Raw genomic sequence first — 25,580 nt, 5'->3', positions numbered from 1 at the left:
CCTCCAACCTCCCCAAGGGGGAGGCTTTTAACTATTATTATTTGTATAAAAATCCACCGCCTTACGCACGCTTCCGTGCTCTTTTAGCAGGCTGGCAGCTACTGTTTCCTCAACACCAATTTCTTGCATAATCATGCGGGTGCCGCGGTCAATTAATTTATGATTACTTAACTGCATATCCACCATTTTATTACCCTTAACGCGGCCCAGTTGTATCATTACCGTAGTGCTCAGCATGTTTAAAACCAGCTTTTGCGCGGTGCCGGCTTTCATGCGGGTACTGCCCGTTACAAACTCGGGGCCCGTAACAACTTCTACCGGGAACTGCGCCTCGGCGGCTACCGGGCTGCCTGCGTTACAAACAATACAACCGGTAATTAATCCCTCTTCGTTGGCACGGCGTAAGCCACCAATTACATAAGGCGTACCGCCCGATGCCGCTATGCCCACCAGCACATCTTTACTGCTGATGCTGTATTCCTGCAAGTCAATCCAGGCTTGCTCTGCATCATCTTCGGCAAACTCTACCGCTTTGCGTATGGCGCTATCTCCACCGGCTATAATACCCACCACCATATCAAATGAAACGCCAAATGTTGGCGGGCACTCCGAGGCATCTACCACACCTAAACGGCCGCTGGTACCGGCGCCAATATAAAACAGGCGGCCACCGGCTTTCATCTTTTCGGCCACGGCAACGGCCAGCTTTTCTATCTGCGGTAAAGCCTTCTCCACCGCATCGGGCACGGTCTTGTCTTCGCGGTTAATGTGCTGTAAAAGCTCGGCTACAGAGAGTTGCTCTAAGCTGCTGTAATGCGAATCCTGCTCGGTGGTGTTAATCATGTTTATTCTTGCAAATTTGTAACAAAATTCGTTAAAATTCCGTCAACTACAAGAGGGCAAACCGCTTTCAAATGCGTATTTTTGTTAGCAGGGATTTATGAAGCAAACAGCGGGTATTATTTTCAGATCGGTAATTTTATTACTGGCCGGTATGGCTATTGGTTTGCTTATTAATAACCAGCGCTCAACTCCTGACGACGACGCTTTGTATGCCGATGGCAACAACAAGCTTGATCAGGTAATGCAGCTGGTGCGTAAAAAATACGTGGACTCCATTAATGTTGACAGCGTAGAAGGTGTAACTATAAACAACCTGCTGCAAAAGCTTGATCCTCACTCGGTATATCTTCACAAAAAACAGGCACAATCGTTATCTGAAAAGTTGGAAGGCGGCTTTGACGGCATAGGCATCGAATCGCAGATATTGCGCGATACCCTTTTTGTGACCCAGGTAATTGCCGGCGGACCAGCCGCCAAAGCGGGATTACCCAACGGCGCACGGGTAGTAATGCTTAACGGCAAACCCTTTTCGGGCACACACTTAACCAGCGAAAAAGTTAACGAAGCTTTTGCCGGTAAAAAAGACACCGGTGTTGACCTGGGTGTTTTAGAATACCCCGATAAAAAAACAAAGGTTTACCACGTAAGGCGCAGCCATGTAAACATGAGCAGCCTAGATGCGGCTTATACCGTGGCCCAGGGTACAGGGTATATCAAGATCAGTAAATTTGGCTCGGCTACCGATACGGATTTTAAGACGGCCTTAAAAAAACTAAAAGCTAACGGTGTACACAAGCTGCTGCTCGATCTGCGCGGGAACGGTGGCGGTTATCTTAACACAGCTACCGCCCTGGCCGATGAGTTTTTACCCAAAAACAAACTGATCGTTTATACGCAAGGCCAGCACGAACCCCGTACCGATTACTTTTCTACTGATTCGGGCGATTTTGAGCAGGGTAAACTGGCTGTATTGGTTGATGAGCATTCGGCCTCGGCCAGTGAGATACTGGCAGGCGCACTGCAAGATTTAGACCGGGCAGTTATTGTAGGCCGCCGCTCTTTTGGTAAAGGCTTGGTACAGGCACAATTTAAGTTTGACGACGGAGCAGCGCTTAACCTTACCGTGGCCCGGTACTTTACGCCATCAGGACGCAGCATCCAAAAATCTTATAAGAACGGCGCCGAAAGCTACCGTAACGACCTGGCCGACCGCCTGCAAAAAGGCGAGCTTTATATAGCCGAAAATAATATAGGAGACAGCGTATTCAATACCTCTGTGCCGTACCATACCACCGCCGGTAAAACCGTTTATGGCGGTGGCGGCATTATGCCCGATATTTTTGTACCCGAAGCCGCAGCCGAAAACAGCCTGCTGGTTCAGGAACTGGCCCGCAATCAACTGTTCAGCGCCTTTGCTATAGACCGCATGCAACCTGTGTTGAAAGAATATACCACTGCTGCCGATTTTGCCAAAAATTATACGGTCAGCGATGATGAGCTTACCCACTTCATCATTTACGCTTCGGCTACCTTAAAGCAAATGGACTCACACGAGATCAGCATAGCTAAAGATTATGTTAAAACTTTGATCAAAGCCCAGGCTGCGCGTTTTAAATGGGGCAACGAATGGTATTACCGCGTAATTAACCAAAATGATGCTGCTATCCTAAAAGCAGTTGCGGCAGTTAATTAAACGTTAGCGGATACTTTAATACCGCAGTGATATTATACAACTGCTTTTACAATGGCTTCGGCCGATAATTTTTGCTGCTCACCGGTTTCCATGTTTTTGAAAGTGAGCAGGCCGCTTTGCATCTCGTCGCTGCCAATTACCACCACATAAGAAATATTCTTATTGTTGGCATAATCCAACTGCTTCTTAATTTTGGCACCTGCCGGGTATAGTTCAGCGTTGACTCCTACCTTACGCAGTTGCTGTAACATAGGCAAAGCGTAGGTTTCACCGGCTTTATCAAACGGACAAATTAATACTTGAGTAGTTTGGGTGTTAGATGCGGGGAAAAGCTGTAGTTCTTCCAGCACATCGTAAATACGGTCGGCCCCAAAAGAGATACCTGCACCAGTTAAGCCCTTGAGGCCAAACATACCGGTTAAATCATCGTAACGACCGCCGCCGCCTATACTGCCCATGGACACTTCGTTGGTTTTTACCTCGAAAATGGCGCCGGTATAATAGTTTAAGCCGCGTGCAAGGGTAATATCCAGCTCTACGGTTGCTTTTTGCAGGCTGAAGCTTTGCAGGTAGGTAAAGATGGTTTCCAGTTCTTCAATCCCTTTTAAGCCAATGGCAGAGGAAGCGAGGATTGTTTTCAGGCTTTCCAGCTTTTCAGTATTGGTGCCTTGTAGTAATATCACCGGCTCTAATTGATCAATATCTTGCTGGGTAAAGCCTTTGGTTAGTAACTCATTCACTACACCATCTAAGCCAATCTTATCCAGTTTATCAATTGCTACGGTCATATCCACAATGAGTTCGGGCTTGCCAATAATTTCGGCTATGCCTGAGAGTATTTTGCGGTTGTTGATCTTGATGTTAAAATCTGTCAGACCCAATTTGCTCAATGCTTCATCATAAATGAGGATGAACTCGGCCTCGTTCAATAACGAATCGGAGCCTACCACATCGGCATCACATTGGTAAAACTCGCGGTAGCGACCCTTTTGCGGCCTGTCGGCACGCCATACCGGCTGCACCTGGAAGCGTTTGAAAGGGAACGTGATCTCGTTTTGGTGTTGGACAACGTAACGCGCAAAGGGCACAGTAAGGTCGTAGCGGAGGGCTTTTTCGGAGAGTTCATTTGTAAGTTGTCTCTCGTTTTTAAGAAATCTTAAAGGAATTGTATCTTGATTATGCAGTTCCAGATTAGCTGAAATTGAAGCAAACTGATCTTTCCTAATTTGAACTTTATCAGAATAAACTCCACTATTCAGTACCCTAAATATTAACCTATCCCCCTCATCACCATACTTTCCCATCAAAGTAGCTGAATTTTCCATTGTCGGCGTTTCTATCTGCTGATAGCCGTACTTGCGGAAAACAGATTTAATGGTATCAAAAATATAATTGCGTTTTACCATTTCGATGGGCGAAAAATCGCGCATGCCTTTAGGTACCGAGGGTTTAACAGAAGCCATGGGGCAAAGGTAAAAAAATGGTATGTTTAATCAGTCAATTGCGTTAATATAGCGCTTTGCCATATCCGCATGTATACCGTTATAGAAACCCCAAGGTTAATTATCCGCGAATTTACACCAAATGAAGAGCACCTGCTCGTTGCTATGGGCCGCGATGAGCGGATAACGCGCTACGTTACGCCGCGTACTGATGAAGAGATAAAATCACTGTTTCAGCAGATTTTAGCCGGATACAAAACCTTGAGCCGGTTTGGCAGATGGGCCATCATCGACAAAGCATGCGGAGAATTTATAGGCACCTGCATGCTCATGGCAGCACGCGAAGGATTAACCGGAACAGAAATAGGCTATAACCTGCATTACAACTATTGGGGACAGGGCTTAGCCACCGAAACGGTGAATGCCCTGGTAGCTTATGGTTTTGAAACCGGGTTGGCCGAAATATGTGCTATAACCGATGGGGAGAATAAGGCTTCACAACGGGTACTACAAAAAACCGGGTTTACCACTAATGAAACGGTGTTGATGTTTGGTAAATATATTCCGCTTTATATCATAAAAAAAGGCGATCACTGATCGCCTTTTTGAGTGTATGCTTTAATAATGTCTTTACAACCGCCTTCAATTAACCGGTATACCGGTTCAAACTGGGTGGGGTCGTAATAGGGGTCGGGTACCTCTTTATCGTTCAGCAGCAGTTTTACTTTTTCAGCATCGTGCTCGTTACGGGCAAGGGAAAGCACATCGCTTAAATTGCTTTTGTCCATCACCAGCATCAAGTCAAACTCGTCGAAATCACTTACCTTAAACTGGCGGCAAACCTGCTTGCTAATATCGACACCAAACTGGCGGGCGGTTTTTACCGAGCGGTGATCTGGGCCTTCGCCCACATGCCAGCTGCCGGTACCGGCTGAGTCTACCGTCCAATTGAGCCCCTGTTCGGCTACAAGGTGCTTCATAATACCTTCGGCCAACGGCGAGCGGCATATGTTGCCCAGGCAAATCATTAGTATCTTCATTAAGTATATTTAATTTTAAGTGCGTGTACATGGACGCATTAATTAAAAAAGGGTTTAATTAAACTTAAAATTAAGAGCTGTTTAGGCAAATATCTCATTCAATAAACCTGCTAAATGCACACCTGCTTTTAACAATTGTTGGTTTACCGTACCTATAAATTGAAAATTATACTTGTAATTCAACTTGTCGTCCTGCTTTGACGATGCGTAGATTTTTTCGGCAATCTCTTTACTATCGAACAGCCATTTGCTGATCGGCTCTTTTTGCCAGGCAGCGCGTTGTGCAGGGGTAGTAAAGTTAATAGCGTTGGCATACTCAGTATAACTCAGGTTTTGAAATTCAATAAGTTTGCTATCCCAAACCGAATGCATGTTGCTGGGCTCGTTAAACCAGTTTACCTTAAAATCGTTACCACCTTTATCATCGGTATGGGCGGTGTGCATAGGCTGGTGCACGTCTTCCACAATATGGATTACCATGCGCAGGTAAAGCAGTTTTTTATCGGCCGAAAGGTTCTTCTTTTTCAATTCGCCAATCATGAACTGCAGCTTGGTATAGGCATCTACACTCGTATCCTGCTTTAAAAAGCTTTGCAGCTGCGGGTAGTTGAAAGGCTTGTCAAAATCAATATAATGCCAAGTAGACAGGTAATTATAAGCCGGGGCAGACTTAATGAAATCGGCCCAGGTACTACTCATCGCTACCGTTTCGTTTCCTAAAATGGCTTTGATAGCGGCCTTTGCTTTTGTGGTTAAGTAGGTGGAAGCAATTTGGCCGGCAATGCGGTGGCCTTTATCGCCCCAGGCCATAGTTTGCAGCGGTGCATACATCAGTAAGGCACACACTAAGAGTTTCCAAAAATTAATTTTCATGAGTTTTGTTTTATTACAAAGGTTTGGGGACACAGGTTGTCCGTTTGATCAGGTGTAAATTGATAGGCATAACGCTCGATGTACTGGTTAAACGCAGTAGCGTATCGGCTATTTTAGCAGTCTTAAAATATTCTTCGTACACCCCCGCGCGGAAGCAGCCGCCTATATTTTTAAGGCTGTAATCGGCATTACAAAAAAAGCCTTTCATTACCAGTGTATCGGTATGCTGCTCGTATTTACCTTTGGCATATTCGGCCCAATGACCGCTGTTCATGCAGGTATCGGCCCCGTAATTTACCTTGCTGGTGGTTTGCATAGCTACAAAAAACGAATCGCAGCTAAATTTAAAATGGTATAAGGTAGAGGTGAGCAACTGCTGATCTACCGCTTCGGCCTTTTGCTGCCACTCACCCTGCACATAGCCCTGCCCTTTACCCTGAAAAGCAGGGTTGCTGCTGCAGGAAGATAGAAACAAGAGGCAAGAACCAAGAACCAGGAGGGTTAAAGGGGAGAGGTTAAAGGCAAATGGTTCTTTGATCATATTATATAAAGCCCTCCCCTTCCGGGGAGGGTTGGCAGGGATTTTTTATTTTAAACTACCGATCATATCTTCGGGGCGCACCCACTGGTCAAACTGCTCGTTGGTGAGCAATTCCAGTTTTAAAGCGGCTTCGCGGAGCGATAAACCTTCTTTCAACGCAGTTTTGGCAATTTTAGCGGCATTTTCGTAACCAATATGCGGATTTAATGCAGTTACCAGCATTAATGAGTTCTCCAGGTGTTTCTTGATTCCTTCATAATTAGGCTCAATACCTACAGCGCAATGGTCATTGAACGATACACAGGCATCACCAATTAAACGGGCCGATTGCAGGAAGTTGGCAGCCATTAAAGGTTTAAACACATTTAGCTCATAATGGCCGTTAGATCCACCGATAGAGATAGCTACATCGTTACCCATTACCTGTGCAGCAACCATGGTCACCGCTTCGTTTTGAGTTGGATTAACTTTACCAGGCATAATAGATGAGCCCGGCTCATTATCAGGAATATGAATTTCGCCAATACCCGAACGCGGACCAGAAGCCAGCATACGAATATCGTTTGCAATTTTCATCAACGATACCGCAATTTGCTTTAAGGCTCCATGGCTTTCCACAATGGCATCATGAGCAGCTAATGCTTCAAACTTGTTTTCGGCCGTAATAAAGGGGATACCGGTAAACTCGGCAATATATTCGGCCACTTTTACGTCATAACCATTTGGCGTATTAATACCTGTACCTACTGCAGTACCGCCTAAGGCCAGCTCCGAAAGGTGATCTAAGGTATTGCGCAGGGCTTTTAAGCCGTGGTTTAGTTGAGATACATAGCCCGAAAACTCCTGACCCAGGGTTAAAGGTGTAGCATCCATTAAGTGGGTGCGGCCAATTTTTACCACGCTTTTAAAAGCTTCGGTTTTGGCTTGCAAGGTATCGCGCAACTTTTCAATACCGGGGATGGTTACATCCAACAATATTTTGTAAGCCGCAATGTGCATAGCGGTAGGGTAAGTATCGTTAGATGATTGTGATTTGTTCACATCATCATTAGGGTGAATGAAAGTTTTGCCTTCGCCCAGGGCGTTGCCTTGCAATACGTGTGCACGGTTGGCTACTACCTCGTTCACATTCATGTTGCTTTGCGTGCCCGAACCTGTTTGCCAGATTACCAATGGGAACTCGCTGTCGAGTTTGTTATCTAAAATTTCATCGCATACATGGGCAATCAGGTCGCGTTTTTCGGAAGGAAGTACACCTAAATCGGTATTAGTATAGGCTGCTGCTTTTTTAAGGTAGGCAAAAGCGGCAATAATTTCTTTAGGCATCGAAGCCTCAGGGCCAATTTTAAAATTGTTGCGTGAGCGTTCGGTTTGTGCGCCCCAATATTTATCGGCCGGTACCTGTACCGCGCCCATGGTGTCGTATTCGGTTCTGAAACTCATAGTTTTGCTATAATTTTTGCGCTGCAAAGTTATGGATTAGCAGCATAATACCGCATAGTGATGAAAGAGTTTTTAATGCCTTAACAAAGCGTTATCATAGCTATTTGACACGAGGTAATGCCTTTTTTACAAAGCACAAGCAGTACAGATTGGTCAAGTTTATATATTTACCATTAAACATCAACCCCATGGATTTAAAACTGACCAACAAGGTAGCCCTGGTACTGGCCTCGAGCAAAGGCTTGGGCAAGGCTATTGCTACCATACTTTCGCAGGAAGGTGCCACCGTAATTATTGCCTCGCGTAATGTGGAGGAACTGAATAAAACGGCGGCTGAAATAAAGCAGTTGACCGGCGGCGAGGTAGTAGTTGTACAGGCCGACGTATCGGTGGCTGCTGATGCCGAAAATTTAATTGATAAGGTAGCCAAGCAGTTCAACCGGATAGATATTTTGGTGAATAACGCCGGCGGGCCTCCCTTTGCGGCTTTTGAAACCTTTGATGATGAGCAATGGCAAAAGGCTTTTGAACTGAATTTATTGAGCTTTGCCCGTTTAAGCCGTTTGGCCTTGCCGCATATGAAAACAACGGGCAGCGGGCGCATTATTAATATTATTAGTGGGTCAGTAAAATCGGTGCTGGCCAACTCGGTACTCTCTACCAGTATGCGCATGGGTATAGTGGGCATGGCTAAGATGATGGCTGATGAATTGGGCCCCTATAATATTACGGTAAATAATGTAGCCCCTGGCCTCATATTAACCGACCGAATTAAACATACTCTGCCGCCCGATCAGGACCCCGACGAAGCTATGCAACAGCGTGCGGCCAATATTCCGTTGCGTCGCATAGGGGATCCAAAAGAACTTGCTGCCCTGGTAGCGTTCCTGGCATCAGAACAGGCTTCCTACATTAGCGGCACTACCATACCGGTTGATGGTGGCGCCAGCCGAAGCGTTTATTAGATTAACTGCTTGCGGTAATCTTTTCGCCAATCTATATAACCAACCAACGCCAGCACAGCATATATACCGAACATAATGGCGGTAGGCTCTAAACCCTTTGCCAGGTAAATACCCACGTAGATCACATCTACAAAGATCCATATAAGCCAGTTTTCTAAAACCTTGCGCGCCATGAATACCTGTGCGGTAAGGCTTACTACCGTGCAAAAGCTATCGAGGTAAGGGTATGCCGCAGGTTGATAGTGCAAAACTTTGGTGAGGCTAACCAGTGTAAAACCTAAGACTGGTGTAGCAAGGGCAGCAATTAGCAGGAGAAATACAACTTGCTTATGGGTAATACGCACCACCGGAACTTTGGGTGCATTGGCCGGTTGGCGGCTCCAGTAATACCAGCCGTAAATGTTAATAGCAAAGAGGTAAATGTTTTGCAAAGCATCGGCATACAGGGCTTCCTGTGCAAAAATGAAAATGTAAATGCCTGTGCTGATGATGGCGAAAGGCCAGTTCCAGATATTGTTAATAGCCGCCAAATAAACACAGAGCAAACCCGTAACCACACCCGTTAATTCGAGCGGACTTTGGCTTTGCAACCATTGTGTTATGGCGTGGAATGCTTGCATGTAACAGTGTTATTATGTACAAATCTTATGTCAGTCTGAGCCTGTCGAAGACCTGTACGTCTTGCTAAGCCTTCAACTCAGACTGACATATGTATTATTCTCCCTCTCCTTTGGAGAGGGCTGGGGTGAGGTTTACCAGATCTTTACCCGCTTATCAGCATCTACCCACATTTTATCGCCTTTTTTAATTTTAAAGGCTTCATAAAACTCGGGGGTATCGCTAAAAGGAACGTTTACGCGTAAAAAGCCGGGTGAGTGCACGTCGGTCAAGATCTGGTTAGCCAACGATTCGTTACGCGCATGGCCCAGCCAGCCCAGTGCGTAGCCTAAAAAGTAACGCTGCATAGGCGTAAGTCCGTTAATGGTTTTACCTTCTTTATACTGCGCTGTCTTTTTAAACGCGGTGATACCAATGGCTATACCCCCTAAATCGGCTATATTTTCGCCCAGGGTAGCTTTGCCATTTACGTGCAGGCTATCAAGCACCACACAGTTATTAAACTGGTTAACCAGCATTTGTGCACGGGCGGTAAACTTGGCCGAATCTTGCGGAGTCCACCAGGCTTTCAGATTACCCTTGGCATCAAACTGGCGGCCCTGATCGTCAAAACCGTGAGTAATTTCGTGACCTATAGTCGAAGCGGCCGCATAACCATAAACTACCGCATCATCTACATCGGCATCTTTAACACCCGGGATGATGAATTGCGCAGCCGGCAATGTAATTTCGTTGTTTGACGGACTGTAGCTGGCATTATAAGTTTGCGGTGTCATGCCCCATTCAGTATGGTCTACCGGTTTACCTAACTTATTAGCATTAATTAAATAAGCCCAGTGCCTTGCCCGCAATACGTTACCCGCGTACGATTTACGATCGGTTTGCAGCGTCGAAAAATCTTTCCATTTATCAGGGTAACCTACCTTAGGTTGAATGGCGTTAAGCTTGGTGAGCGCTTTTTGCTTAGTTGCTGCGCTCATCCAGTCCAGCTTTTCAATGTGCTCGCGGTAAGCTATACGCATGGCTTCTACCATATCGGCATATCGCTTTTTGGCAGCCAACGGGAAGTATTCTTTTACAAACAATTGGCCCAGTAATTCGCCCATGATGCCGTTTTCGGTATCCAGCACACGTTTCCAGCGGGGTAGTTGTTCTTTACGGCCTGCCAATACGGTACCCGTAAAACGGAAGTTCTCTTCGTCTAATGCCTTATTTAAGTAAGCAGCATTGGAAGATATGAGTTTCCAGCGCATATAAGCTTTCCAATCATCTATCGTAAATGTTTTTAAGGCCGTATTTACTGCACGGTAGTATTCAGGCTGACCAACAATGACGCTATCTACCGCTTTCAGTTCCATGTCTTTAAACACGGTGCTCCAGTTGATGCCGGGCGTTAACTCGTTAAGCTTGGCTACCGTCATTTTGTTGTAGTTACGGTAAGGGTCGCGCATGTCTTCGAGGCGGCGGTTACTGTCGGCCAAAAACTTTTCAATTTTATACACGCTTTCGGCGCCCTTAGCCGCCTTTTGCCCGTCCCAGCCCGAAAGTTTGAGCATGGTGGGCAGGTGGTTGGTTTGAAAATCGTTCCTGATCTTGGAGGTACGGGCATCGGTTTTAAAATAATAATCGCGGTTGGGCAGGCTTAAACCGCCCTGGCGCAGCTGTACTATCATTTTAGAACTATTTTTAGCATCCTGACCAACACCAGCACTTATAAAACTACGAGTACCATAGGTACTGAGGTAAGCTGCTACATGCACAATATCGGCCGCGGTACGGGCCTGGTCAATCAAGGTTAGTTGTGCCTGTAAGGGATTAACGCCTTCTCTTTCTAAAGCAAGGGTATCTAAACCACTGTAATAAAAGTCGCCTATTTTTTGCGTGTTGCTGCCAACGGGTGCATTGGCATTCATAGCATCTTCGTTGATCTTTTTCAGACGGTCGCGAATTTCTTCGCCTACCACGTTACCTATACCCCAGCTTGAGTAAGCCGCCGGGATAGGGTTACGCTTTATCCAGCCGCCGTTGGCGTAGGCAAAAAAATCATCACCCGGTTTTACGGTTGGGTCAATGTCTTTATAAACAGGGTCATTACCGAGGCTAATGGGGAGTTGGTATGCACAAAGCCCAAGAACGGCAACACCTACTAAAAGGGCAATTTTCTTTATAGTGAACATTATAATCTTTTGTATTGAAGTGAATAGCGCCCTAAACATAAAGAAATTATGATTGTCATATTAAGGCAAACAGATTTTTTACAAACGCACCGAAAACTGCAGTTTCATAGTAAGTAATTTACAACGTCGTAAATTCACACAGTTTGTATATTTTAAAATACAAACATTTAAAAGCTTTGTATATAATAATGGAATTGTTGTAAAAATAATACAGGTTGTTTATGCGCATGGCTACTTAACCTACAAATTAATATTTAAAATTGTTAGTACACTTAAGCAGTGAAAAGAGCGCGTTTTTTATTTAATAATTAATTATATCTTTTAATTGTAAACAATAGCACATTTAAAAACACTCCATAGCTATTTGACCCCACTTTTTATAAATTACATAAAACTCTGATTTTCAGATAATAATAAATTATCTTAATGAAACCCACTTTGATTATGCCCATCTATGTAAATACTTACAGCGCTCTAAAGAGGGAGATATTTAACCGCTGTCAAAGAAGCAAGAGGTTGACGAATAAATTTATGGCTTTACTTTTGATAACATTTTGATGACTCTGCATCTAAGTGAAAAATAAATACACGTAACATCTACCTATGTTACAACATTTGTAAAGTGAATTCTCAGGCGCCCAAGCTGAGATGATTTTGTTCTTTGTTTTGGGTTTAATCAATAGTTTAAATTAATTAGGGGAAAGGGAGCTTCGCAAGTGGCTCTCTTTTTTTTTGACAAAAATTGCTGATTAAACACCATTCCTGTTTTATCGTCATATTCTATCAAACTGGTAGACTTTATAATTCCTTTTGCTTTTATTTGTTGAAGTATAGTTTAATGACTCATGAAAAAACAGTTTTACATCTTTATATTATTATGCGTTTCATCGTTTTTAGCAACAGCGCAAACCAAGCTTAAAACGGGTAGCTGGCGTGGAGTGCTTAAACCCGCTGCCGGCGAACTTCCTTTTAATTTCGAGGTAAAAGATACCGCAGGCCACCAGCAGCTAACTATACTGAATGCTAAGGAGCGTTTTAAGGTGAACGATGTGAAATTCGTGGGTGATTCTGTATTTATCCGCATGCCTTTGTTCGATTCGGAGTTCAGGTTGAAACAGGAGAAAGGCATGGCTTTAACCGGCCGTTTTATAAAACACCTGGGCGACAGGGATGCTATTACGCCCTTCACCGCAAAACAAGGTATTAAATGGCGCTTTTTTCAAGCGCCCGAAAAACCTGCATATAATATATCAGGCCGCTGGAGTGCCGTGTTTGGCGAGGGAACCGACCGCGATACCACCGTAGGCGAATTTGTGCAAACCGAAAATAAAATAACCGGCACCTTTTTAACCACCACCGGTGATTACCGCTACCTGGAAGGTACCGTAAGTGGCAGCAAGCTCTACCTTTCCTGTTTTGATGGTGGGCATGCCTTCTTATTTACTGCCAATATTCAGGATGTACAAACGCTAACCAACGGCTTGTTTGGCAATACCCCCTGGGCAGCCGTAAAAAATGCGAATGCCAAACTTCCCGACGCTTACTCCTTAACGGTTTTAAAACCAGGCTATAAAAAGATAAGCTTCAATTTTCCCGATCTGGAAGGTAAAAAGGTAAGTCTTGACGACGCCCGTTTTAAAAACAAAGTAGTCATACTACAGGTTATGGGCTCGTGGTGCCCTAATTGTATGGACGAAACCGCGTACCTGGTCAATTACTACAAAAAATACCACGCTAAAGGTGTGGAGGTGGCCGGCCTTGCCTATGAGCGCACAGCCGACTTTGAAAAATCTAAGAAAGCTGTATTACAAGAAAAGCAATATTTTAATGTTCCTTATCCTTTACTGCTAACCGGTTATACCAACAATAAAAAGGAAACTGCTAAAAGCCTGCCCATGCTCAGTAACTTCCTGGCTTTTCCTACCACCATTATTATTGATAAAAACGGCAATGTGCGCAAAATATACACCGGCTTTAGCGGCCCTGGTACCGGCAGCCATTATACCGAATTTGTAAACGAGTTTGAAAGGCTGACCGAGAGTTTATTGGCGGAGAAGTAGTGGGTAGTCTATCTATTCCCTATTTCGGGCTAACATGTTGCTATATTTCACTACGTAGAAGTAAGCTTCATTTACTTGTGTGAGTTCTTATTCTTCACTGAAGGTATCCCTTAGACTTCGGTGCCGATAATGCTATGCTAACTTACTAATATCCTAATCTAAGCATCTTCAATTCAATACTTGCTTTCATTTGCTACCTTTGACGTTCGAATATTATACAATGAATAAAGAATTAGCTCCTTGCCCAATCTGCCAATCCCCCTACACTTATGAGCTGGAAAACTTACTGGTTTGTCCGGAATGCGGGCATGAGTGGAGCAGTGTTGACGATCAACAAAGTGTTGACATCTTTATTGTAAAAGATAGCAATGGCAACACATTGGCCAATGGAGATACCGTTGTCACGATTAAAAACTTACCTGTTAAGGGCACCTCGCAAACGGTAAAAGCAGGCACCAAGGTAAAAAATATCCGTTTGGTGGACAGTGATCATAATATTGACTGCAAGATTGACGGTTTCGGCGCAATGGCGTTAAAATCGGAGTTTGTTAAAAAGGCCTAATCTGTCATTCCATTTTTCACGCTGCTTATACCATAATGTGCAGTCAACAGCTTTACCGTTCTATTCCACGGGTGTGCCCCAATTCAGTATGTAGGATAAGGTAGATCATTCCATATTACTTTTTGACCAAACCCACTTTCAACTGTTGTTGATTCGTACTCTTTATCGCAAGCTAAACATCTGGTGTGAACGCGTATACCATAATTGTCAACATCTGGTTTTTCGTCCAATATTTCTAAAATTCCGCTAAGCCGTTCCGGACTATTGTACATGGGTTTTTTAACAATTGAGCAGGCACATGCGCCATTTTTTATCTCTTTTAAATGATCGGCAAATATGTAAACCAATGCCAAGTAATCCTTATCGTCGGGTTTGAAGATAGACAGTAAACTGTTGAACTCGTCAGCACAATGGCTCAGCCTTCGCATATATTCATGAGATCGGCCGTGGACAAGAATATTTCTTGCCATCATCTCAATTTCTTGCTGATTTCCTGTATTAAAAATCTTTCGTATTTCTATAATATCCATATTGAATCAATACGATACATGGGGTGATGCAGCGATAATTGACAGTAAAATAATTGGATTTATTTCAAAACGGTAAATAGAAGAATTATGGTAATAGCCATTATGATACCCATAATACTATAAGCAAACATTTCTATCATTCGTATCAACTTGTTTCTTGGGGCCGCTGCTTCTGATGTGTCTTTATAATACATTCTGGTGAGTAATGTGGATGCTAAGCCAGTTGCAAACAGATAGCCTCCTGCTGCAATTAAAGCAACCGGGTAAGCAATAAGTACCTCGGGTTTAAGCACTATTAAGAGTATACCTGCAATAAGCAGCAACAAGCCAATTATAATTGAAGTGGTTTTTAAATTCATTTGTTCACAAGGTAGTTGTGTTATTTGAAAAATATTGAGCTTTTCTTAAAGTCACTTTTTTCATCACCGCCCTTGTTTATATTTGGCGTGATAATTATTTGCTCTATAGCTTCTTTCTTTTGCTCTTGTTCAAACGACGGGTTGTTGAAAGAGTTGAGTATCATTTCAACCTGCCGTTTGTTGATCTCCCAATTATAGTTTTCAAAATTCGGGCTCGAACTTATTGATTCGATATAGTAGCCAGACTTTTCGGTTTGTATAAGATAAGCTATTACGTAGCCCTCAAATTGCTCATCAGCATTTTTTATTAATCCCTGTGTAGTCCAGGCATGTGTTATCTTAGGGTTTAAAATACTTTTAGTTACCTCTTTAAGTTCATCAAGTTCAATGCTGGTAAGTGTTACTCTGTTAATAAACGCATCAAACACATCCTTCACATTGTCTTTATTTAAAGGCTTTGTTTCAATGATATTGATGGCGCCCTTATTGTCGCTATTATCTGTTTGATGCAATATTAAACGAGTAAGCGGCTTTACATCTTCACCGTAAACTTTCCACGATTCAAAGGTGTAGAAGCTTATTGTATTATTATATAAAGGTATGGTCAAAGGAATAATTCGCTCGGCCAGCTGCCAGGTGCCTTTGTCTTTAAAATCCCAGTTATAGGCCGTATGAAGCATCATGTCGGCCAAGTTATTATATTCTTCTTCACGGCACATTACCCTTAGGGCCATATAATTGGCCCCGCCCAACTGCATATCAAAGTTCTTTTTTACCGTAATGCGCGATATGAATTTATCTGCCCCATCCGTTTCTTTGTATGTTAATAAGTCGTTGTAAATGCCAGTGCTTTTATCCTTTACTTCATTTTCGGCTAATACGGTTTCTTTTAGTTTTACAACTTTCCGAAGCAGCCAGTCTGACGGATTTATGTCATAATCCAAGTGTTCGTAAAAAACCTCTACGTCTAAAAACGTTTCGTTTTTTGATACGTACTGCCCAATTAATTTAACACCCAGGCGTTCAACATCTTTTTCCAGTGTGGAAAACTGCTCAACAAAATTGGGTAATACCGCCCAGTAATTTACTGCTTCCTTGCTAAGCGAATAGTTAATTTTGTAGAATTTTTTTTGCAAATAGCTTGGTGTAAGCTTATGGTCTTTGTTGAAGATATAATCCATTTTAAAGTCTTATTGCATATTCCAGTTTGATAGTATATGATATATCGTTTTAGCCGATTTATCGTAATCTGCTTTGGAAGACATAGCGGTTACCATCACGTAATTATCTCCGGCAACAAGCATACTTGCCCGGGTAATATATTGCTCGCCGCTTTTTAGTGTACGGGTAAACAGCACATCATAGCCATTTTTACCCGCTATATTAATAGCCGCTTTTGCTCTTAAAGTACCCTTTAGTTTTTTAAGTTTTTCATTGAACCACGACTTAATATCCGGGTGCACGTTACTAACTTTTTCATAAGCCACCTGTACCTCCAGATAAGGCATAGTTTTATCAATAATTTGATATTCCCCAATTAAGGTGATGCCTATGTCCCTTACCGTGGTTGGTTTAACGTTAGTAGGCCTCATTTTAACCGGCACTACAATACGGTAAGCAAGCGCCGGACCTGCAGAGCTGTAGTTTAAACGCCAAAAATTAGCTTTAAGGTAGTCCAGGCTATAACCGGTTGATTGCGGGAAGGAAATCGTTTCTATTTGAGCCATTTTTTTTGAAGATGTAGCCTTAAATTGGCCAAACGAAGCAGAGCTAATTAAAATTACAGCAAAAGAAACAAGTAAGGATAGCCTATTCAATATTTTTATCATATAAGTTAGTATTTGGCGGTAGCAATACCCATTAAGATTACTCCCCCTAAATAAAATAAAAAGTGTAATGCGCCTTTAAGGTTTGAAGCGTTGTCAATAAAGTTTTTTATCGGGCTTGACTGAGCATTGCCATATGTTTGCTGAAAGTTTACCTGCGTGTTTACCCCAATACTAACAAAGCCGTATATTATGTTAAATACACACAAACTGGCAAACATCATTAATATAATTTTAAGCCAGCTGCCTGCAAGAGCTTCGCCGTATATGGGGTGGGCATAATTATACCAAAGTTTCATTGGATATATAGAGGCCACAAATATTAATGGGTATAAAATAAATACCCACTTAGTGGGCAACCTTTTATTTAAAAAGTAATAACAAAAAGTAAATACTAAAAAGTAGACTATATAAATTACAATTTTCATATTATCCGATCAGTACGTTTTTGCATCCGGTGAGTACAACTCCCGGTATAGCTGTTACAGAAGTATAACCCTTTCCAGTTATAAGGTCCCATATGGGCTTAATAGAAATTGCTACCGACAAATCGAATTTAAGTCCTAATTCTAAAGCCAATTCACCGCCTACGTTAGCACCAATTTCCATATCATCAAGATCCAGATAATATCCTCCCTTTCCGCCAATAGCTCCTGCTCCACCCATTAAACCAATTTTCCCCTTTGTTTTTATGATACCCAAAGTGTTATTTTCACCACTGGCCTCTACCCTCATTGCCCCTTCATCGGTTGAAGCTTCTAATTGTACTCCATACCGCTTATCCGGGCCTCCGGTATAAGTAACAGCTTCTACTCTTGATTCAGAATACAACACATCGGCAGTTACGGCACCACTTGTAGAACTGTACGCATCACCTATGCCTCCTTCAGCCTTTCCAGAAAGTACGCTGGCTTTGTATTCTGACTCGGTGCCATACAGGCCGTTATTTCCATCGTATGAACCCGAATTAACTTCACCTTTAGCCACCGAAAAACCAATATTTCCTTTCAGGTTTGTATCGTTATTCGCGCCAATATAACCATCTCCTTTAAAAGTAGTTTCTGCTAATACCGCACCAGAATTTAGGTAATCAAGCTTACCGTCCTTGTCTTTATCTTTCATATTAGCGTAAGCATTCAATACTTTAATATCAACATGATCTGTACTGGCTTTTGCGGTACCATCCTCCCTGCTTTTATCTTTAGGTATTACACTAATAAAGTTATATTGATCTTTAGCCGCTTGAGGCCCAACAGGTGGCGTTAGCTCGGGTGGTGTACCACAACTTGTTTTATCATCTTTACGGGCAGCGGGCCTGCCATTGATGTAAACAGTTGCCGAACCTTCAACTATCGAAGCTTCCCCATGTGCCGAACAGGTTAAAGCATCACCTTTACACGCGGCTAAAAAGCCTCCGATTAACACATTTTTGCACGATGTTTTGATAGGCCCTTGGTGAGCACCTTTATCAATAACCATCCTGGCAGCTAGTCTTCTTGCCATAATACTTAATTAATTCTAACCGCTGTTGAACCTTTAATATCGGTAACCTTACCGCCATCAACTTCTATGTAGCTGCCTGCCTTAATTTTTGTCATCAGCTTTGAATCAGATCTAATAACCTGTGCATGCTCTTTTAACTCGTTCTCCGCTTCAATATCAATCTTCTTAGCTTTGATGTCAATGGTGTTGGTTGCTGCTGCCGTTTGCTCTTTGGTTGCGCCCTCGGCAGGAGCCAGGTTGCCCATTGTGATTTTAGGTGATTGAATATCTACGCTTTGTGTACCTAATATGCTTATATTTTTTCCGGATATTGAAATATTGCCGTCTTTATCGAGTGTTATGGTACTGCTACCGGTATGAACAACAATTTTGCTGCCGGCCTCTGCTGTTAAAAACTGTTCCCCGTTTTGAATCTTGATGTAATTGGCTTTGTTAGTTCCTAAAGTAAGGTGATGCCTGTCATCATTAAATATTAGGGTACTGCCTCTTCTGGAGGTCATACCTTTGATATTACTATTTACAAAACCACTGCTATCTACATTATTGCCGTGGTATACACTACCCATAATTACGGGTCTTGCAACGTTGCCTTCTTCAAAGGCTACAATAACCTGGTCGCCCTTTTCGGGCACCACTAAAAAGCCACGGTTTTTGCCGGTGTCGCCATGGCCAGCATTGGGGCTCATAACACGTAACCACTCGGTAGGATCATTGGAGGTACATTGCCATTTAAACTGCACTTTAACCCGTCCTTGTTTTTTAGGATCATCGTTATCTAATACAATGGCTAACTGCATATCGGGCGATGGCTTTTGTGCTTGCTTAACTGATAGTTTTTCGCTATCGGCCGATACACCTTCAAATGTATTTTGATAATGCCCAACGCCATCTAACTGGTGATATACGGCTGTAACTAAAAACTTGCCAAAATCTTGCACCTCAAAGCCGGTAATGCCGCGCATACTGGTACTGATACTTACAATACTGCCCAGCTTAACGCGCGGATTATCGCCATTGCCCATAATGTTTAACAGCTCAGATACAATGGCTTTGTGCTCATCGTTTACAAAGGTGTCTATCTCCTTCTGCGAATTTACCCTTACTTCCAGCGGTTCGTTATAGCTCTTGCTGTATACCTGGTTTGAAGCGTCGATAGCATGAGAAAGATCGGGAGAACCACCACTATTGCCCGAAGGTTGCGAACTAAGCAGCTCATCTTGTTGCGAATGATAAGAGAACTTTTTATAGTTAAGGGGGGCTATTTGCATGCCGTATTGCAAGCTATTCAAATCGCGTCCGTAAATGAGTGTAGCTTCGTCCAGCTTGGCGGGTTTACCAAAATTCAGCTTCACACCATCATAATAGAACCACTCATGATACTCGGCCGATAGGCGATTGATGAACTCAAAATCGCTTTCACGATACTGGATAATATAATCGATAGGCAAAGTATAGGCAGGTGCTATGCTCATGCTCAAATCATTTTGAGGCGCATCGGCTGTTGCCTTTTCTACAATGGTTTTAAGATCTTTGTTTAAGTATGAGCCCAAATCGGGTCCGCGATCTATAAGTATGCTGGGGCTAAATCCACTCACTACAATATCACCCTGAAAACCGTGACTTTGAGCAATTTCTACCCGGGTTATTTTACCGATGAACTGGTGCTCATAATCTTCGCCCCTGCCAAATTGAACGGTCAGGTTTTTCCCAATAAAGTCTTTTGACCGCTCGAGCGTGATTTTATTAGTATTTTCAATCTGATCGTGGTTAAAACGCAGCTGAAAGGTATGATGCTCGTTAAAGCGCTGATCCAGGTTAAAACTCGAAAAGTGCGTTATGGGCGTACCCTCTATGCTAATATCAATTTTTATCTTGGTTTCCATGGTATGAGGCTTAGTGTGTTACTTTAAAGGCCAGGGACGGTAATAGCTTATAATCTTGTAGGTACCTCTAACTTTTCCAAACACAAATCCAAATGAGGTTTCCTGGCCGTTGTCCTGCATGTACTGTTTTTGCAACTCAAATAAGGTACTTCCTTTATCAGTTACTTGTTGTAAGGTTATATAATAGTTTTCTGAAGTGCTTTTTTCGATCTCCGATAAATCATCTTCTTTGCTTGCCACGATTAGCTTTGTAGCATCTTTGGTAAAAATATCATTAAAATAGGTTAAGAACTCAGTTTGCTTAATCATTCCATCCTGTGGCCTAATTGTCGAGTTCTTTATTTCATCGTTGGCCCATTGAGGTAATGTTTGTAAAGGAAAATTGAATACGCTTTTTATCCCTGCTTTATTCTGAGCCTTTACAGCATTCTTAAATTTTGTCAGACAGTTCCTGAATAATTCCTCATCCCCTACGGAATTATCGTTAACAGCCCTAGGTTTATCAACAACAGCGACGCTCCTGGCCGGTTCCTGATTTTGTGGTTGTTTATTATTGCAACCTAAAGCTGTTTGCACTAACAAGAGCAAAGCAATATGATAGCTAATCTTCTTAACCCAACTCATACCGGTCTAATTTCTGGGTATGTTAATTAAGGCCCGCTGCTCCATTCTTTTCAATATGACTGCTGCTCCCAATTGACTCGACACGGCGTTGGCATCGTAAACACCGTCTTTAACGTATTTACCCTTGGTATAATGGTTAGAGTAACTCCATAAATAAGGTGTGCGGATCCCTTTCCTGTTATACCCAAAACCGTTGTAACCCTCAAGCTTTAACAGAATAAATGGTAAACTCCAATTGGTAACATGATCATATTTCATGAGCTTAATAGCATCTACCGCACTTTCTTCAAAATTAAATGGTGGCGCATGGCCAACTTTAGGACGGTGAGCAGGCACGTGCACAGTATACCCGGTTAAAGGGTCACCGTTATGCAAATGCTTTTTAAAGCTGAAGGAGCACTCGAGATAATGCACACAGGCTATGAAATACCAAGGCACGCCTGCACCATTAGTAAAAGTACTACCCGAAAAAATATCCCTGTTCAGGCCAAAAACATTGCTGTTATCCACAAAATTATTGCTGAATACATCTGCTGTTCGGCTGGCAAAAATATCTTGCGTTGATTTAGGATTACTGAAAGGATTAACGTTAAATGCTGAACCAACGGTAGCTGGCGTTGTATTGAAACGATTGTAAAACGGGATATACGAAGATTGAAATAAAGGCTGACTACCAAATAACGAAGTATTATTAACGCCGCCGCCTTTTACTAAATTACTTACACCCTCGTACCTGTTTCGGTTTACTACGATCTTTTCATCAATAACCTTATCAATCTCCGCTATCTTTTCTTTCTTTATTTCGCAGGTATTAAAAAGCATAATGTACTCCATTGCCGTTGGGGCTATAGATTTTACCTTCTTTTTAATGGTTGGGGAAATGTGCTTAACTGTCCTTTTCTTTTTCATAAGAATAAGAGAACTGATCGGAAATAAAAAACGGAGAAGATTCTTTCCATCCTCTCCGTCTCATTAAGTATCTTAATGTTGGCTATTCTTATTTAGGCCAGTCGTTTTCGTGCTCGGCATTACCAATTTTCAAGGTACGTGCCGAAATCACAAAACTTAAAGACATTGGCGAATTACCAATGATCGATAATCCTTCGTTATACTGAATAATGTAGCCGTCCTGAAAGGTTAATTCTTTCATTTTAGCATCCTCTTCAGATTTTTTGAAGGTAATAGTTCCGCTAAGTGGTTTGTATTGGTTGTTAACCATCGATTCGATAACCGAGGTATCTTCGGTAGACTCTACTTCAACCTGAATAGTACCACCGTATACACCTGATGATGGGCGACCTTTCGCATCAACATCTCTGCTTAACGCATAGCTGCACTGCAATACGTCGAATTCTTTTGAACCTATATTGATTCTTGCTTTGAAAGCCATAATAATAAATGTTAAATGGTTTATGATAAGACTCACGCCGAATAAGCGCGGCCCAATTTACTATAAGCTGCTTAGCTTAGGCGTTAACACCCGGCCAGTCGTTCACATGTTCTGCATTGCCTAATTTAAGCTTGCGTGCAGATATAGTGAATTTGTAACTCATTGGGGTATCACCAACAATGTTTAAACCTTCAGAGTATTTAACAATGTAAGCATCCTCAAAGGTCAGCTCTTTCATTTTAGAATCTTCTTCAGATTTCTTGATCAGCAAGGTGCCTGCAAGTGGCTTATACTGATTGTTTACCATTGATTCGATTACCGAGGTGTCTTCTGTCGATTCAACTTCGATATCGATAGTACCACCGTAAACTCCTGAAGACGGGCGTCCTTTTGAGTCTACATCACGGTTTAACGCGTAAGAGCAATTAAGCACATCGTACTCTTTGCCCGAAAAATTTAATCTTGCTTTGAAAGCCATAACGATAAATTTTGAGGTTATAATAATAAACCGACCACCGGCTTATCGTATGTATTAACTACAAACAGGAAGATATATTGTTTTAAAGAAATATTATTACGCGGTAATTATTTTTTAAAGAATTTTTGCGCCGAAGTTAAATAGCTTTTTCAGCCACTTTTGAGCATACTCATTTTCTAACGCATACAGGTAACCAACGGTACTGGTATATACTGGTTTAATATTGCGCTTTTCAAGCACTGAGCGCTTGATGGATAGGTAAGTTGCTCGTTGCGTAGTTTGCCAGTCTTTCCAGGCTTCTTCATCCAAAATAGAGACTATACGCGCGGAGCTTCCAGAAAAATCACTATCGAAATAATCGGTATTGGAAACAAACACCCGGTGCGGTAAAAATACACGGTCGAAAAAACCTTTGATCTTAAAATTGATAGACTCTTTAAAAACCGGGCAAAAAACAACTACGTGGCTGGCCCATTTAAGCTTTTTTACCGCATCGGCCAAATCAGGCTCCATTTCGGCAGATCTGTCTGGCAGTTGCTGGTTAGGGTTAAACCGTAAATTAGTGATTATAATTTCTTTGACAACGGCTTGTACGCTTTCGGCTCCCTCACGGTAGGCATTAATAAGGGCCTGGGTTATTTCGCCCCGGTTTATGTCTGCGTTTATAATTACTACCTGCTTCATGTTACCACACAAAATTACAGATAATAACAATAAAGGCAACCGCTTGTTAACTTGCCTTTAACATAAATTAAATAACCCATGTTGTATACCAACACGGGTTATTTAATAAACTACAACTATTGTTGCTTATAATCTGTATTCCAGGTCGCGCTACCGTCTTCTCCCTTGTGTCCATCCAGCTTAACTACGAAGCTTTTGGCGGGGAAATAAGGAGTAATGTTAATGTCCAGGTGTATTCTGTCTTTCTGCACCTCGTCACGCTCAAATTTGATGATCTTAAAGCGTTCTATCAGGCGGTCCGGGCCTTGAATATTGTCAAGGAACTTTACGATCTGCGAGCGTAAGTCCTGCTCCGTTTTAGAAGTCCAGTTTTCAAAGGCACGTCTGTTCAGGAAGTCAAACAGTACTTTGGTAATGTAATCGAATACACGTACTACGGAGTAGGTTTGTAAGCCTATGTTATCGCCATTGAATAAAGTTTTAGCAGAAAAGGCCATCACTTTACCATACTCGTTAACCATAGGCACTAAACCAATTCTTTCCAAATGCGAGATTTCGCTCTTCTTTAAATCGAAACGTACGCCATCAACCTCGTTTATAGCACCATGTTTTTTACCAGCCGTAACTTGCGACATTAAGGTATAATACATTTTGCCAGCTAAAGCTGCAGATGCCGGTACATATAAATCTTCTTCTTCGCCTACTTCGGCTACCTTGCTGCGTCCAACCATCCAGTTACAGGTCATGATGGTGTTTGATTTGAAGGCATCACCACCGGTCAGGTTAGCAGAGGTAAATAAATCTACCACATCATCTGGCTGGTCAAGATCGGCAAAATCGGTTACCAGCATCACTTTGTTATCGAAAGCCATTTTTGACCAACGTTCTACCACTTTGTTAGAACCCAGGTAACCGGGAACTACCATGATAGAATAGTTTTGGCGCAGATCTAAACGGTCATAATTCTGCTTAAGTTCGTCGCCTACATACTCAATAAATCTAGGGTTGTCCAGCTCTTTCAACTGATCGAGCGAGGCATTCATGATGGTTACATTCTTAACCTTATCAGCCTCGGTGTTCTTGTAGAACAAATGCAGCGAGCGGTAAGCCTGCTCTAGTTCGCGGGTGCTTTCCAATACGTTATGAACGTTTTTATTTAAGTTTTCCTCGGCAAGCTGAAGGTTCTCGGTGCTATTTTCAACCATTTCGCCAACAGAAGTACCTGTTTCCAGTGCATTTATCCATTGGTTTAACTTTTGTTTAAGCTCTTCACGCTCAAGTTTCTTTTCGTCGTCGGTTAAAAATATTTGCTTACGTGCCTTACGTTCAGGATTCAGGTTTTGCAAACCATCTATGGTGGTTTCCAATAAATCAAATCCTCCAACTCTCGACAGTTTATCTAAACTTTGTGCTAAGGTAAGTTCTTGTTCAGCAGCCTTCTCTGCGGGCTTAAAGCCTTGCGCCGATGAGGTTTCATTTAAGGCTTGCTCGTTTGGTGTTGCCATGATGGTAGGTATATTACTATTTAAGGTTGTAGCGTACTATTATTGATCAAGTTCTTTAACAAAGTTTTTAAGCGCGCTTACAAAAGCGGCTCTTGTTTCTTCGTTATCAAGCGTAGTTTTTAACGTTTTATTGGTTTTTAACTGCTTAATAATGTTCAGATACATTTCGCGCTCAATGTTCAGTTTACGCAGGTAACTGCTTTGCTGTACCAGGTTTTTTACACCAAAATCGCCTAGGTTAGTAAACTTCAGGTTTTCGGTAGCCACCGAACCATCCTGTTTATCGAGTGCTACATTTACATTGGGTTTATAGTGCTCAAAAACTTCTTCAACAGTTTTTAAACCTTCTACCTTTTCGGGGCGTAAAGGCTCATTGTCTGTAAGTTTTTGTATAAACAATGTTTTATTGGGAGATATCTCGCCAAATGATTCTGAGGTATCGACTTTTTTCTCGTTTCCTCCTATTTCGTAGTTAAACATAGGTATGGGATAAAGTGGTATGTGCTTATTATTTCTATATAAATGCTTTTAGCTCAAAATT

General features: G+C 42.4%; 27 protein-coding genes. 5 read left to right on the top strand and 22 right to left on the bottom strand.

The window, feature by feature from the left end; all coding sequences use genetic code 11:
• Positions 1 to 27: 27 nt before the first annotated feature.
• Entirely contained in the window at positions 28 to 843 is an 816-nt protein-coding gene (gene murQ, locus IEV61_RS05635; RefSeq protein ID WP_188414621.1) for an N-acetylmuramic acid 6-phosphate etherase, read from the bottom strand.
• A 97-nt stretch (positions 844 to 940) separates the two neighbouring features.
• Here murQ and IEV61_RS05630 point away from each other — a divergent pair, with 97 nt between their 5' ends.
• The gene (locus IEV61_RS05630) at positions 941 to 2,536 is read left to right on the top strand and encodes a S41 family peptidase (RefSeq protein WP_188414620.1); all 1,596 of its coding nucleotides are present in this window, start codon (positions 941 to 943) and stop codon (positions 2,534 to 2,536) included.
• A gap of 32 nt (positions 2,537 to 2,568) precedes the next feature.
• On the opposite strand, the gene hisS is transcribed toward IEV61_RS05630, so the two are convergent.
• On the bottom strand, positions 2,569 to 3,999 hold the full coding sequence (gene hisS / locus IEV61_RS05625; RefSeq protein WP_188414619.1) for a histidine--tRNA ligase: 1,431 nt from the start codon (positions 3,997 to 3,999) through the stop codon (positions 2,569 to 2,571).
• A 69-nt stretch (positions 4,000 to 4,068) separates the two neighbouring features.
• Between hisS and IEV61_RS05620 the strand changes: the two genes are divergently transcribed.
• The gene (locus tag IEV61_RS05620) at positions 4,069 to 4,575 is read left to right on the top strand and encodes a GNAT family N-acetyltransferase (RefSeq protein ID WP_188414617.1); all 507 of its coding nucleotides are present in this window, start codon (positions 4,069 to 4,071) and stop codon (positions 4,573 to 4,575) included.
• Here the strand turns inward: IEV61_RS05620 and IEV61_RS05615 are convergent.
• The 4 genes from IEV61_RS05615 to fumC form a co-directional block, all read right to left on the bottom strand.
• Complete coding sequence (locus tag IEV61_RS05615) at positions 4,569 to 5,018, bottom strand: low molecular weight protein-tyrosine-phosphatase (protein WP_188414616.1); 450 nt, start codon at positions 5,016 to 5,018, stop codon at positions 4,569 to 4,571. The genes IEV61_RS05620 and IEV61_RS05615 overlap by 7 nt on opposite strands.
• Before the next feature lie 81 nt (positions 5,019 to 5,099).
• Positions 5,100 to 5,891, bottom strand: a complete 792-nt coding sequence (locus IEV61_RS05610; RefSeq protein ID WP_188414615.1) for a S1/P1 nuclease — start codon at positions 5,889 to 5,891, stop codon at positions 5,100 to 5,102.
• Positions 5,892 to 5,904: 13 nt separating this feature from the next.
• Complete coding sequence (locus tag IEV61_RS05605) at positions 5,905 to 6,432, bottom strand: fumarate hydratase (protein WP_188414614.1); 528 nt, start codon at positions 6,430 to 6,432, stop codon at positions 5,905 to 5,907.
• Positions 6,433 to 6,477: 45 nt separating this feature from the next.
• Positions 6,478 to 7,875, bottom strand: coding sequence for a class II fumarate hydratase (fumC, locus tag IEV61_RS05600; RefSeq protein ID WP_188414613.1), 1,398 nt, complete (start codon positions 7,873 to 7,875; stop codon positions 6,478 to 6,480).
• A gap of 188 nt (positions 7,876 to 8,063) precedes the next feature.
• On the opposite strand from fumC, the gene IEV61_RS05595 reads away from it, so the two are divergent.
• A complete protein-coding gene (locus IEV61_RS05595; protein WP_188414612.1) occupies positions 8,064 to 8,840 on the top strand; it encodes an SDR family oxidoreductase in 777 nt (258 codons plus the stop codon).
• Here IEV61_RS05595 and pnuC read toward each other — a convergent pair.
• Positions 8,837 to 9,460 carry a nicotinamide riboside transporter PnuC gene (gene pnuC / locus IEV61_RS05590; protein ID WP_188414611.1) on the bottom strand — a complete coding sequence of 208 codons (624 nt, stop codon included), beginning with the start codon at positions 9,458 to 9,460 and terminating at the stop codon, positions 8,837 to 8,839. The genes IEV61_RS05595 and pnuC overlap by 4 nt on opposite strands.
• A gap of 132 nt (positions 9,461 to 9,592) precedes the next feature.
• On the bottom strand, positions 9,593 to 11,635 hold the full coding sequence (locus IEV61_RS05585; RefSeq protein ID WP_188414610.1) for a M13 family metallopeptidase: 2,043 nt from the start codon (positions 11,633 to 11,635) through the stop codon (positions 9,593 to 9,595).
• Positions 11,636 to 12,480: 845 nt separating this feature from the next.
• Here IEV61_RS05585 and IEV61_RS05580 point away from each other — a divergent pair.
• Complete coding sequence (locus IEV61_RS05580) at positions 12,481 to 13,695, top strand: peroxiredoxin family protein (protein ID WP_188414608.1); 1,215 nt, start codon at positions 12,481 to 12,483, stop codon at positions 13,693 to 13,695.
• Positions 13,696 to 13,915: 220 nt separating this feature from the next.
• Positions 13,916 to 14,257, top strand: a complete 342-nt coding sequence (locus IEV61_RS05575; protein ID WP_188414606.1) for a zinc ribbon domain-containing protein YjdM — start codon at positions 13,916 to 13,918, stop codon at positions 14,255 to 14,257.
• Between the two features lie 83 nt (positions 14,258 to 14,340).
• On the opposite strand, the gene IEV61_RS05570 is transcribed toward IEV61_RS05575, so the two are convergent.
• The 14 genes from IEV61_RS05570 to IEV61_RS05505 all read right to left on the bottom strand — a co-directional run bounded on the left by IEV61_RS05570 (position 14,341) and on the right by IEV61_RS05505 (position 25,519).
• Entirely contained in the window at positions 14,341 to 14,787 is a 447-nt protein-coding gene (locus tag IEV61_RS05570) for a hypothetical protein (RefSeq protein ID WP_188414604.1), read from the bottom strand.
• Between the two features lie 59 nt (positions 14,788 to 14,846).
• Entirely contained in the window at positions 14,847 to 15,146 is a 300-nt protein-coding gene (locus IEV61_RS05565) for a hypothetical protein (RefSeq protein WP_188414602.1), read from the bottom strand.
• A gap of 20 nt (positions 15,147 to 15,166) precedes the next feature.
• Positions 15,167 to 16,327 (bottom strand): hypothetical protein, encoded by a 1,161-nt coding sequence (locus IEV61_RS05560; protein ID WP_188414600.1) that lies wholly within the window; start codon positions 16,325 to 16,327, stop codon positions 15,167 to 15,169.
• A gap of 9 nt (positions 16,328 to 16,336) precedes the next feature.
• Complete coding sequence (locus IEV61_RS05555) at positions 16,337 to 16,873, bottom strand: hypothetical protein (protein WP_188414597.1); 537 nt, start codon at positions 16,871 to 16,873, stop codon at positions 16,337 to 16,339.
• Between the two features lie 107 nt (positions 16,874 to 16,980).
• Entirely contained in the window at positions 16,981 to 17,271 is a 291-nt protein-coding gene (locus IEV61_RS05550; protein ID WP_188414595.1) for a hypothetical protein, read from the bottom strand.
• A 130-nt stretch (positions 17,272 to 17,401) separates the two neighbouring features.
• Complete coding sequence (locus IEV61_RS05545) at positions 17,402 to 18,475, bottom strand: PAAR domain-containing protein (RefSeq protein WP_229747049.1); 1,074 nt, start codon at positions 18,473 to 18,475, stop codon at positions 17,402 to 17,404.
• A 5-nt stretch (positions 18,476 to 18,480) separates the two neighbouring features.
• Complete coding sequence (locus IEV61_RS05540) at positions 18,481 to 20,358, bottom strand: type VI secretion system Vgr family protein (RefSeq protein WP_188414593.1); 1,878 nt, start codon at positions 20,356 to 20,358, stop codon at positions 18,481 to 18,483.
• A gap of 18 nt (positions 20,359 to 20,376) precedes the next feature.
• Positions 20,377 to 20,934 carry a hypothetical protein gene (locus tag IEV61_RS05535; RefSeq protein ID WP_188414591.1) on the bottom strand — a complete coding sequence of 186 codons (558 nt, stop codon included), beginning with the start codon at positions 20,932 to 20,934 and terminating at the stop codon, positions 20,377 to 20,379.
• Between the two features lie 54 nt (positions 20,935 to 20,988).
• Complete coding sequence (locus IEV61_RS05530; protein WP_188414589.1) at positions 20,989 to 21,891, bottom strand: hypothetical protein; 903 nt, start codon at positions 21,889 to 21,891, stop codon at positions 20,989 to 20,991.
• 88 nt (positions 21,892 to 21,979) lie between these two features.
• Positions 21,980 to 22,372 (bottom strand): type VI secretion system tube protein TssD, encoded by a 393-nt coding sequence (tssD, locus tag IEV61_RS05525; protein ID WP_188414587.1) that lies wholly within the window; start codon positions 22,370 to 22,372, stop codon positions 21,980 to 21,982.
• Between the two features lie 76 nt (positions 22,373 to 22,448).
• On the bottom strand, positions 22,449 to 22,850 hold the full coding sequence (gene tssD / locus IEV61_RS05520) for a type VI secretion system tube protein TssD (RefSeq protein ID WP_188414586.1): 402 nt from the start codon (positions 22,848 to 22,850) through the stop codon (positions 22,449 to 22,451).
• 114 nt (positions 22,851 to 22,964) lie between these two features.
• On the bottom strand, positions 22,965 to 23,534 hold the full coding sequence (locus IEV61_RS05515) for an NAD(P)H-dependent oxidoreductase (protein ID WP_188414584.1): 570 nt from the start codon (positions 23,532 to 23,534) through the stop codon (positions 22,965 to 22,967).
• 116 nt (positions 23,535 to 23,650) lie between these two features.
• Positions 23,651 to 25,039, bottom strand: a complete 1,389-nt coding sequence (locus tag IEV61_RS05510; RefSeq protein WP_188414582.1) for a DUF5458 family protein — start codon at positions 25,037 to 25,039, stop codon at positions 23,651 to 23,653.
• 39 nt (positions 25,040 to 25,078) lie between these two features.
• Positions 25,079 to 25,519 carry a type VI secretion system contractile sheath small subunit gene (locus IEV61_RS05505; RefSeq protein ID WP_188414580.1) on the bottom strand — a complete coding sequence of 147 codons (441 nt, stop codon included), beginning with the start codon at positions 25,517 to 25,519 and terminating at the stop codon, positions 25,079 to 25,081.
• Between the last annotated feature and the right edge of the window lie 61 nt (positions 25,520 to 25,580).

This window comes from Mucilaginibacter galii, assembly GCF_014635825.1.
Classification (GTDB): Bacteria; Bacteroidota; Bacteroidia; order Sphingobacteriales; family Sphingobacteriaceae; genus Mucilaginibacter; species Mucilaginibacter galii.
Note: the sequence above shows the minus strand (reverse complement) of the source record. Positions and strands in the feature narration are given on the sequence as shown.

What these genes read in the sequence shown, in the direction of transcription:
- murQ (WP_188414621.1), bottom strand. Translation starts at nt 843, where the DNA reads ATGATTAACACCACCGAGCAGGATTCGCATTACAGCAGCTTAGAGCAA.
- IEV61_RS05630 (WP_188414620.1), top strand. Translation starts at nt 941, where the DNA reads ATGAAGCAAACAGCGGGTATTATTTTCAGATCGGTAATTTTATTACTG.
- hisS (WP_188414619.1), bottom strand. Translation starts at nt 3,999, where the DNA reads ATGGCTTCTGTTAAACCCTCGGTACCTAAAGGCATGCGCGATTTTTCG.
- IEV61_RS05620 (WP_188414617.1), top strand. Translation starts at nt 4,069, where the DNA reads ATGTATACCGTTATAGAAACCCCAAGGTTAATTATCCGCGAATTTACA.
- IEV61_RS05615 (WP_188414616.1), bottom strand. Translation starts at nt 5,018, where the DNA reads ATGAAGATACTAATGATTTGCCTGGGCAACATATGCCGCTCGCCGTTG.
- IEV61_RS05610 (WP_188414615.1), bottom strand. Translation starts at nt 5,891, where the DNA reads ATGAAAATTAATTTTTGGAAACTCTTAGTGTGTGCCTTACTGATGTAT.
- IEV61_RS05605 (WP_188414614.1), bottom strand. Translation starts at nt 6,432, where the DNA reads ATGATCAAAGAACCATTTGCCTTTAACCTCTCCCCTTTAACCCTCCTG.
- fumC (WP_188414613.1), bottom strand. Translation starts at nt 7,875, where the DNA reads ATGAGTTTCAGAACCGAATACGACACCATGGGCGCGGTACAGGTACCG.
- IEV61_RS05595 (WP_188414612.1), top strand. Translation starts at nt 8,064, where the DNA reads ATGGATTTAAAACTGACCAACAAGGTAGCCCTGGTACTGGCCTCGAGC.
- pnuC (WP_188414611.1), bottom strand. Translation starts at nt 9,460, where the DNA reads ATGCAAGCATTCCACGCCATAACACAATGGTTGCAAAGCCAAAGTCCG.
- IEV61_RS05585 (WP_188414610.1), bottom strand. Translation starts at nt 11,635, where the DNA reads ATGTTCACTATAAAGAAAATTGCCCTTTTAGTAGGTGTTGCCGTTCTT.
- IEV61_RS05580 (WP_188414608.1), top strand. Translation starts at nt 12,481, where the DNA reads ATGAAAAAACAGTTTTACATCTTTATATTATTATGCGTTTCATCGTTT.
- IEV61_RS05575 (WP_188414606.1), top strand. Translation starts at nt 13,916, where the DNA reads ATGAATAAAGAATTAGCTCCTTGCCCAATCTGCCAATCCCCCTACACT.
- IEV61_RS05570 (WP_188414604.1), bottom strand. Translation starts at nt 14,787, where the DNA reads ATGGATATTATAGAAATACGAAAGATTTTTAATACAGGAAATCAGCAA.
- IEV61_RS05565 (WP_188414602.1), bottom strand. Translation starts at nt 15,146, where the DNA reads ATGAATTTAAAAACCACTTCAATTATAATTGGCTTGTTGCTGCTTATT.
- IEV61_RS05560 (WP_188414600.1), bottom strand. Translation starts at nt 16,327, where the DNA reads ATGGATTATATCTTCAACAAAGACCATAAGCTTACACCAAGCTATTTG.
- IEV61_RS05555 (WP_188414597.1), bottom strand. Translation starts at nt 16,873, where the DNA reads ATGGCTCAAATAGAAACGATTTCCTTCCCGCAATCAACCGGTTATAGC.
- IEV61_RS05550 (WP_188414595.1), bottom strand. Translation starts at nt 17,271, where the DNA reads ATGAAACTTTGGTATAATTATGCCCACCCCATATACGGCGAAGCTCTT.
- IEV61_RS05545 (WP_229747049.1), bottom strand. Translation starts at nt 18,475, where the DNA reads ATGGCAAGAAGACTAGCTGCCAGGATGGTTATTGATAAAGGTGCTCAC.
- IEV61_RS05540 (WP_188414593.1), bottom strand. Translation starts at nt 20,358, where the DNA reads ATGGAAACCAAGATAAAAATTGATATTAGCATAGAGGGTACGCCCATA.
- IEV61_RS05530 (WP_188414589.1), bottom strand. Translation starts at nt 21,891, where the DNA reads ATGAAAAAGAAAAGGACAGTTAAGCACATTTCCCCAACCATTAAAAAG.
- tssD (WP_188414587.1), bottom strand. Translation starts at nt 22,372, where the DNA reads ATGGCTTTCAAAGCAAGAATCAATATAGGTTCAAAAGAATTCGACGTA.
- tssD (WP_188414586.1), bottom strand. Translation starts at nt 22,850, where the DNA reads ATGGCTTTCAAAGCAAGATTAAATTTTTCGGGCAAAGAGTACGATGTG.
- IEV61_RS05515 (WP_188414584.1), bottom strand. Translation starts at nt 23,534, where the DNA reads ATGAAGCAGGTAGTAATTATAAACGCAGACATAAACCGGGGCGAAATA.
- IEV61_RS05510 (WP_188414582.1), bottom strand. Translation starts at nt 25,039, where the DNA reads ATGGCAACACCAAACGAGCAAGCCTTAAATGAAACCTCATCGGCGCAA.
- IEV61_RS05505 (WP_188414580.1), bottom strand. Translation starts at nt 25,519, where the DNA reads ATGTTTAACTACGAAATAGGAGGAAACGAGAAAAAAGTCGATACCTCA.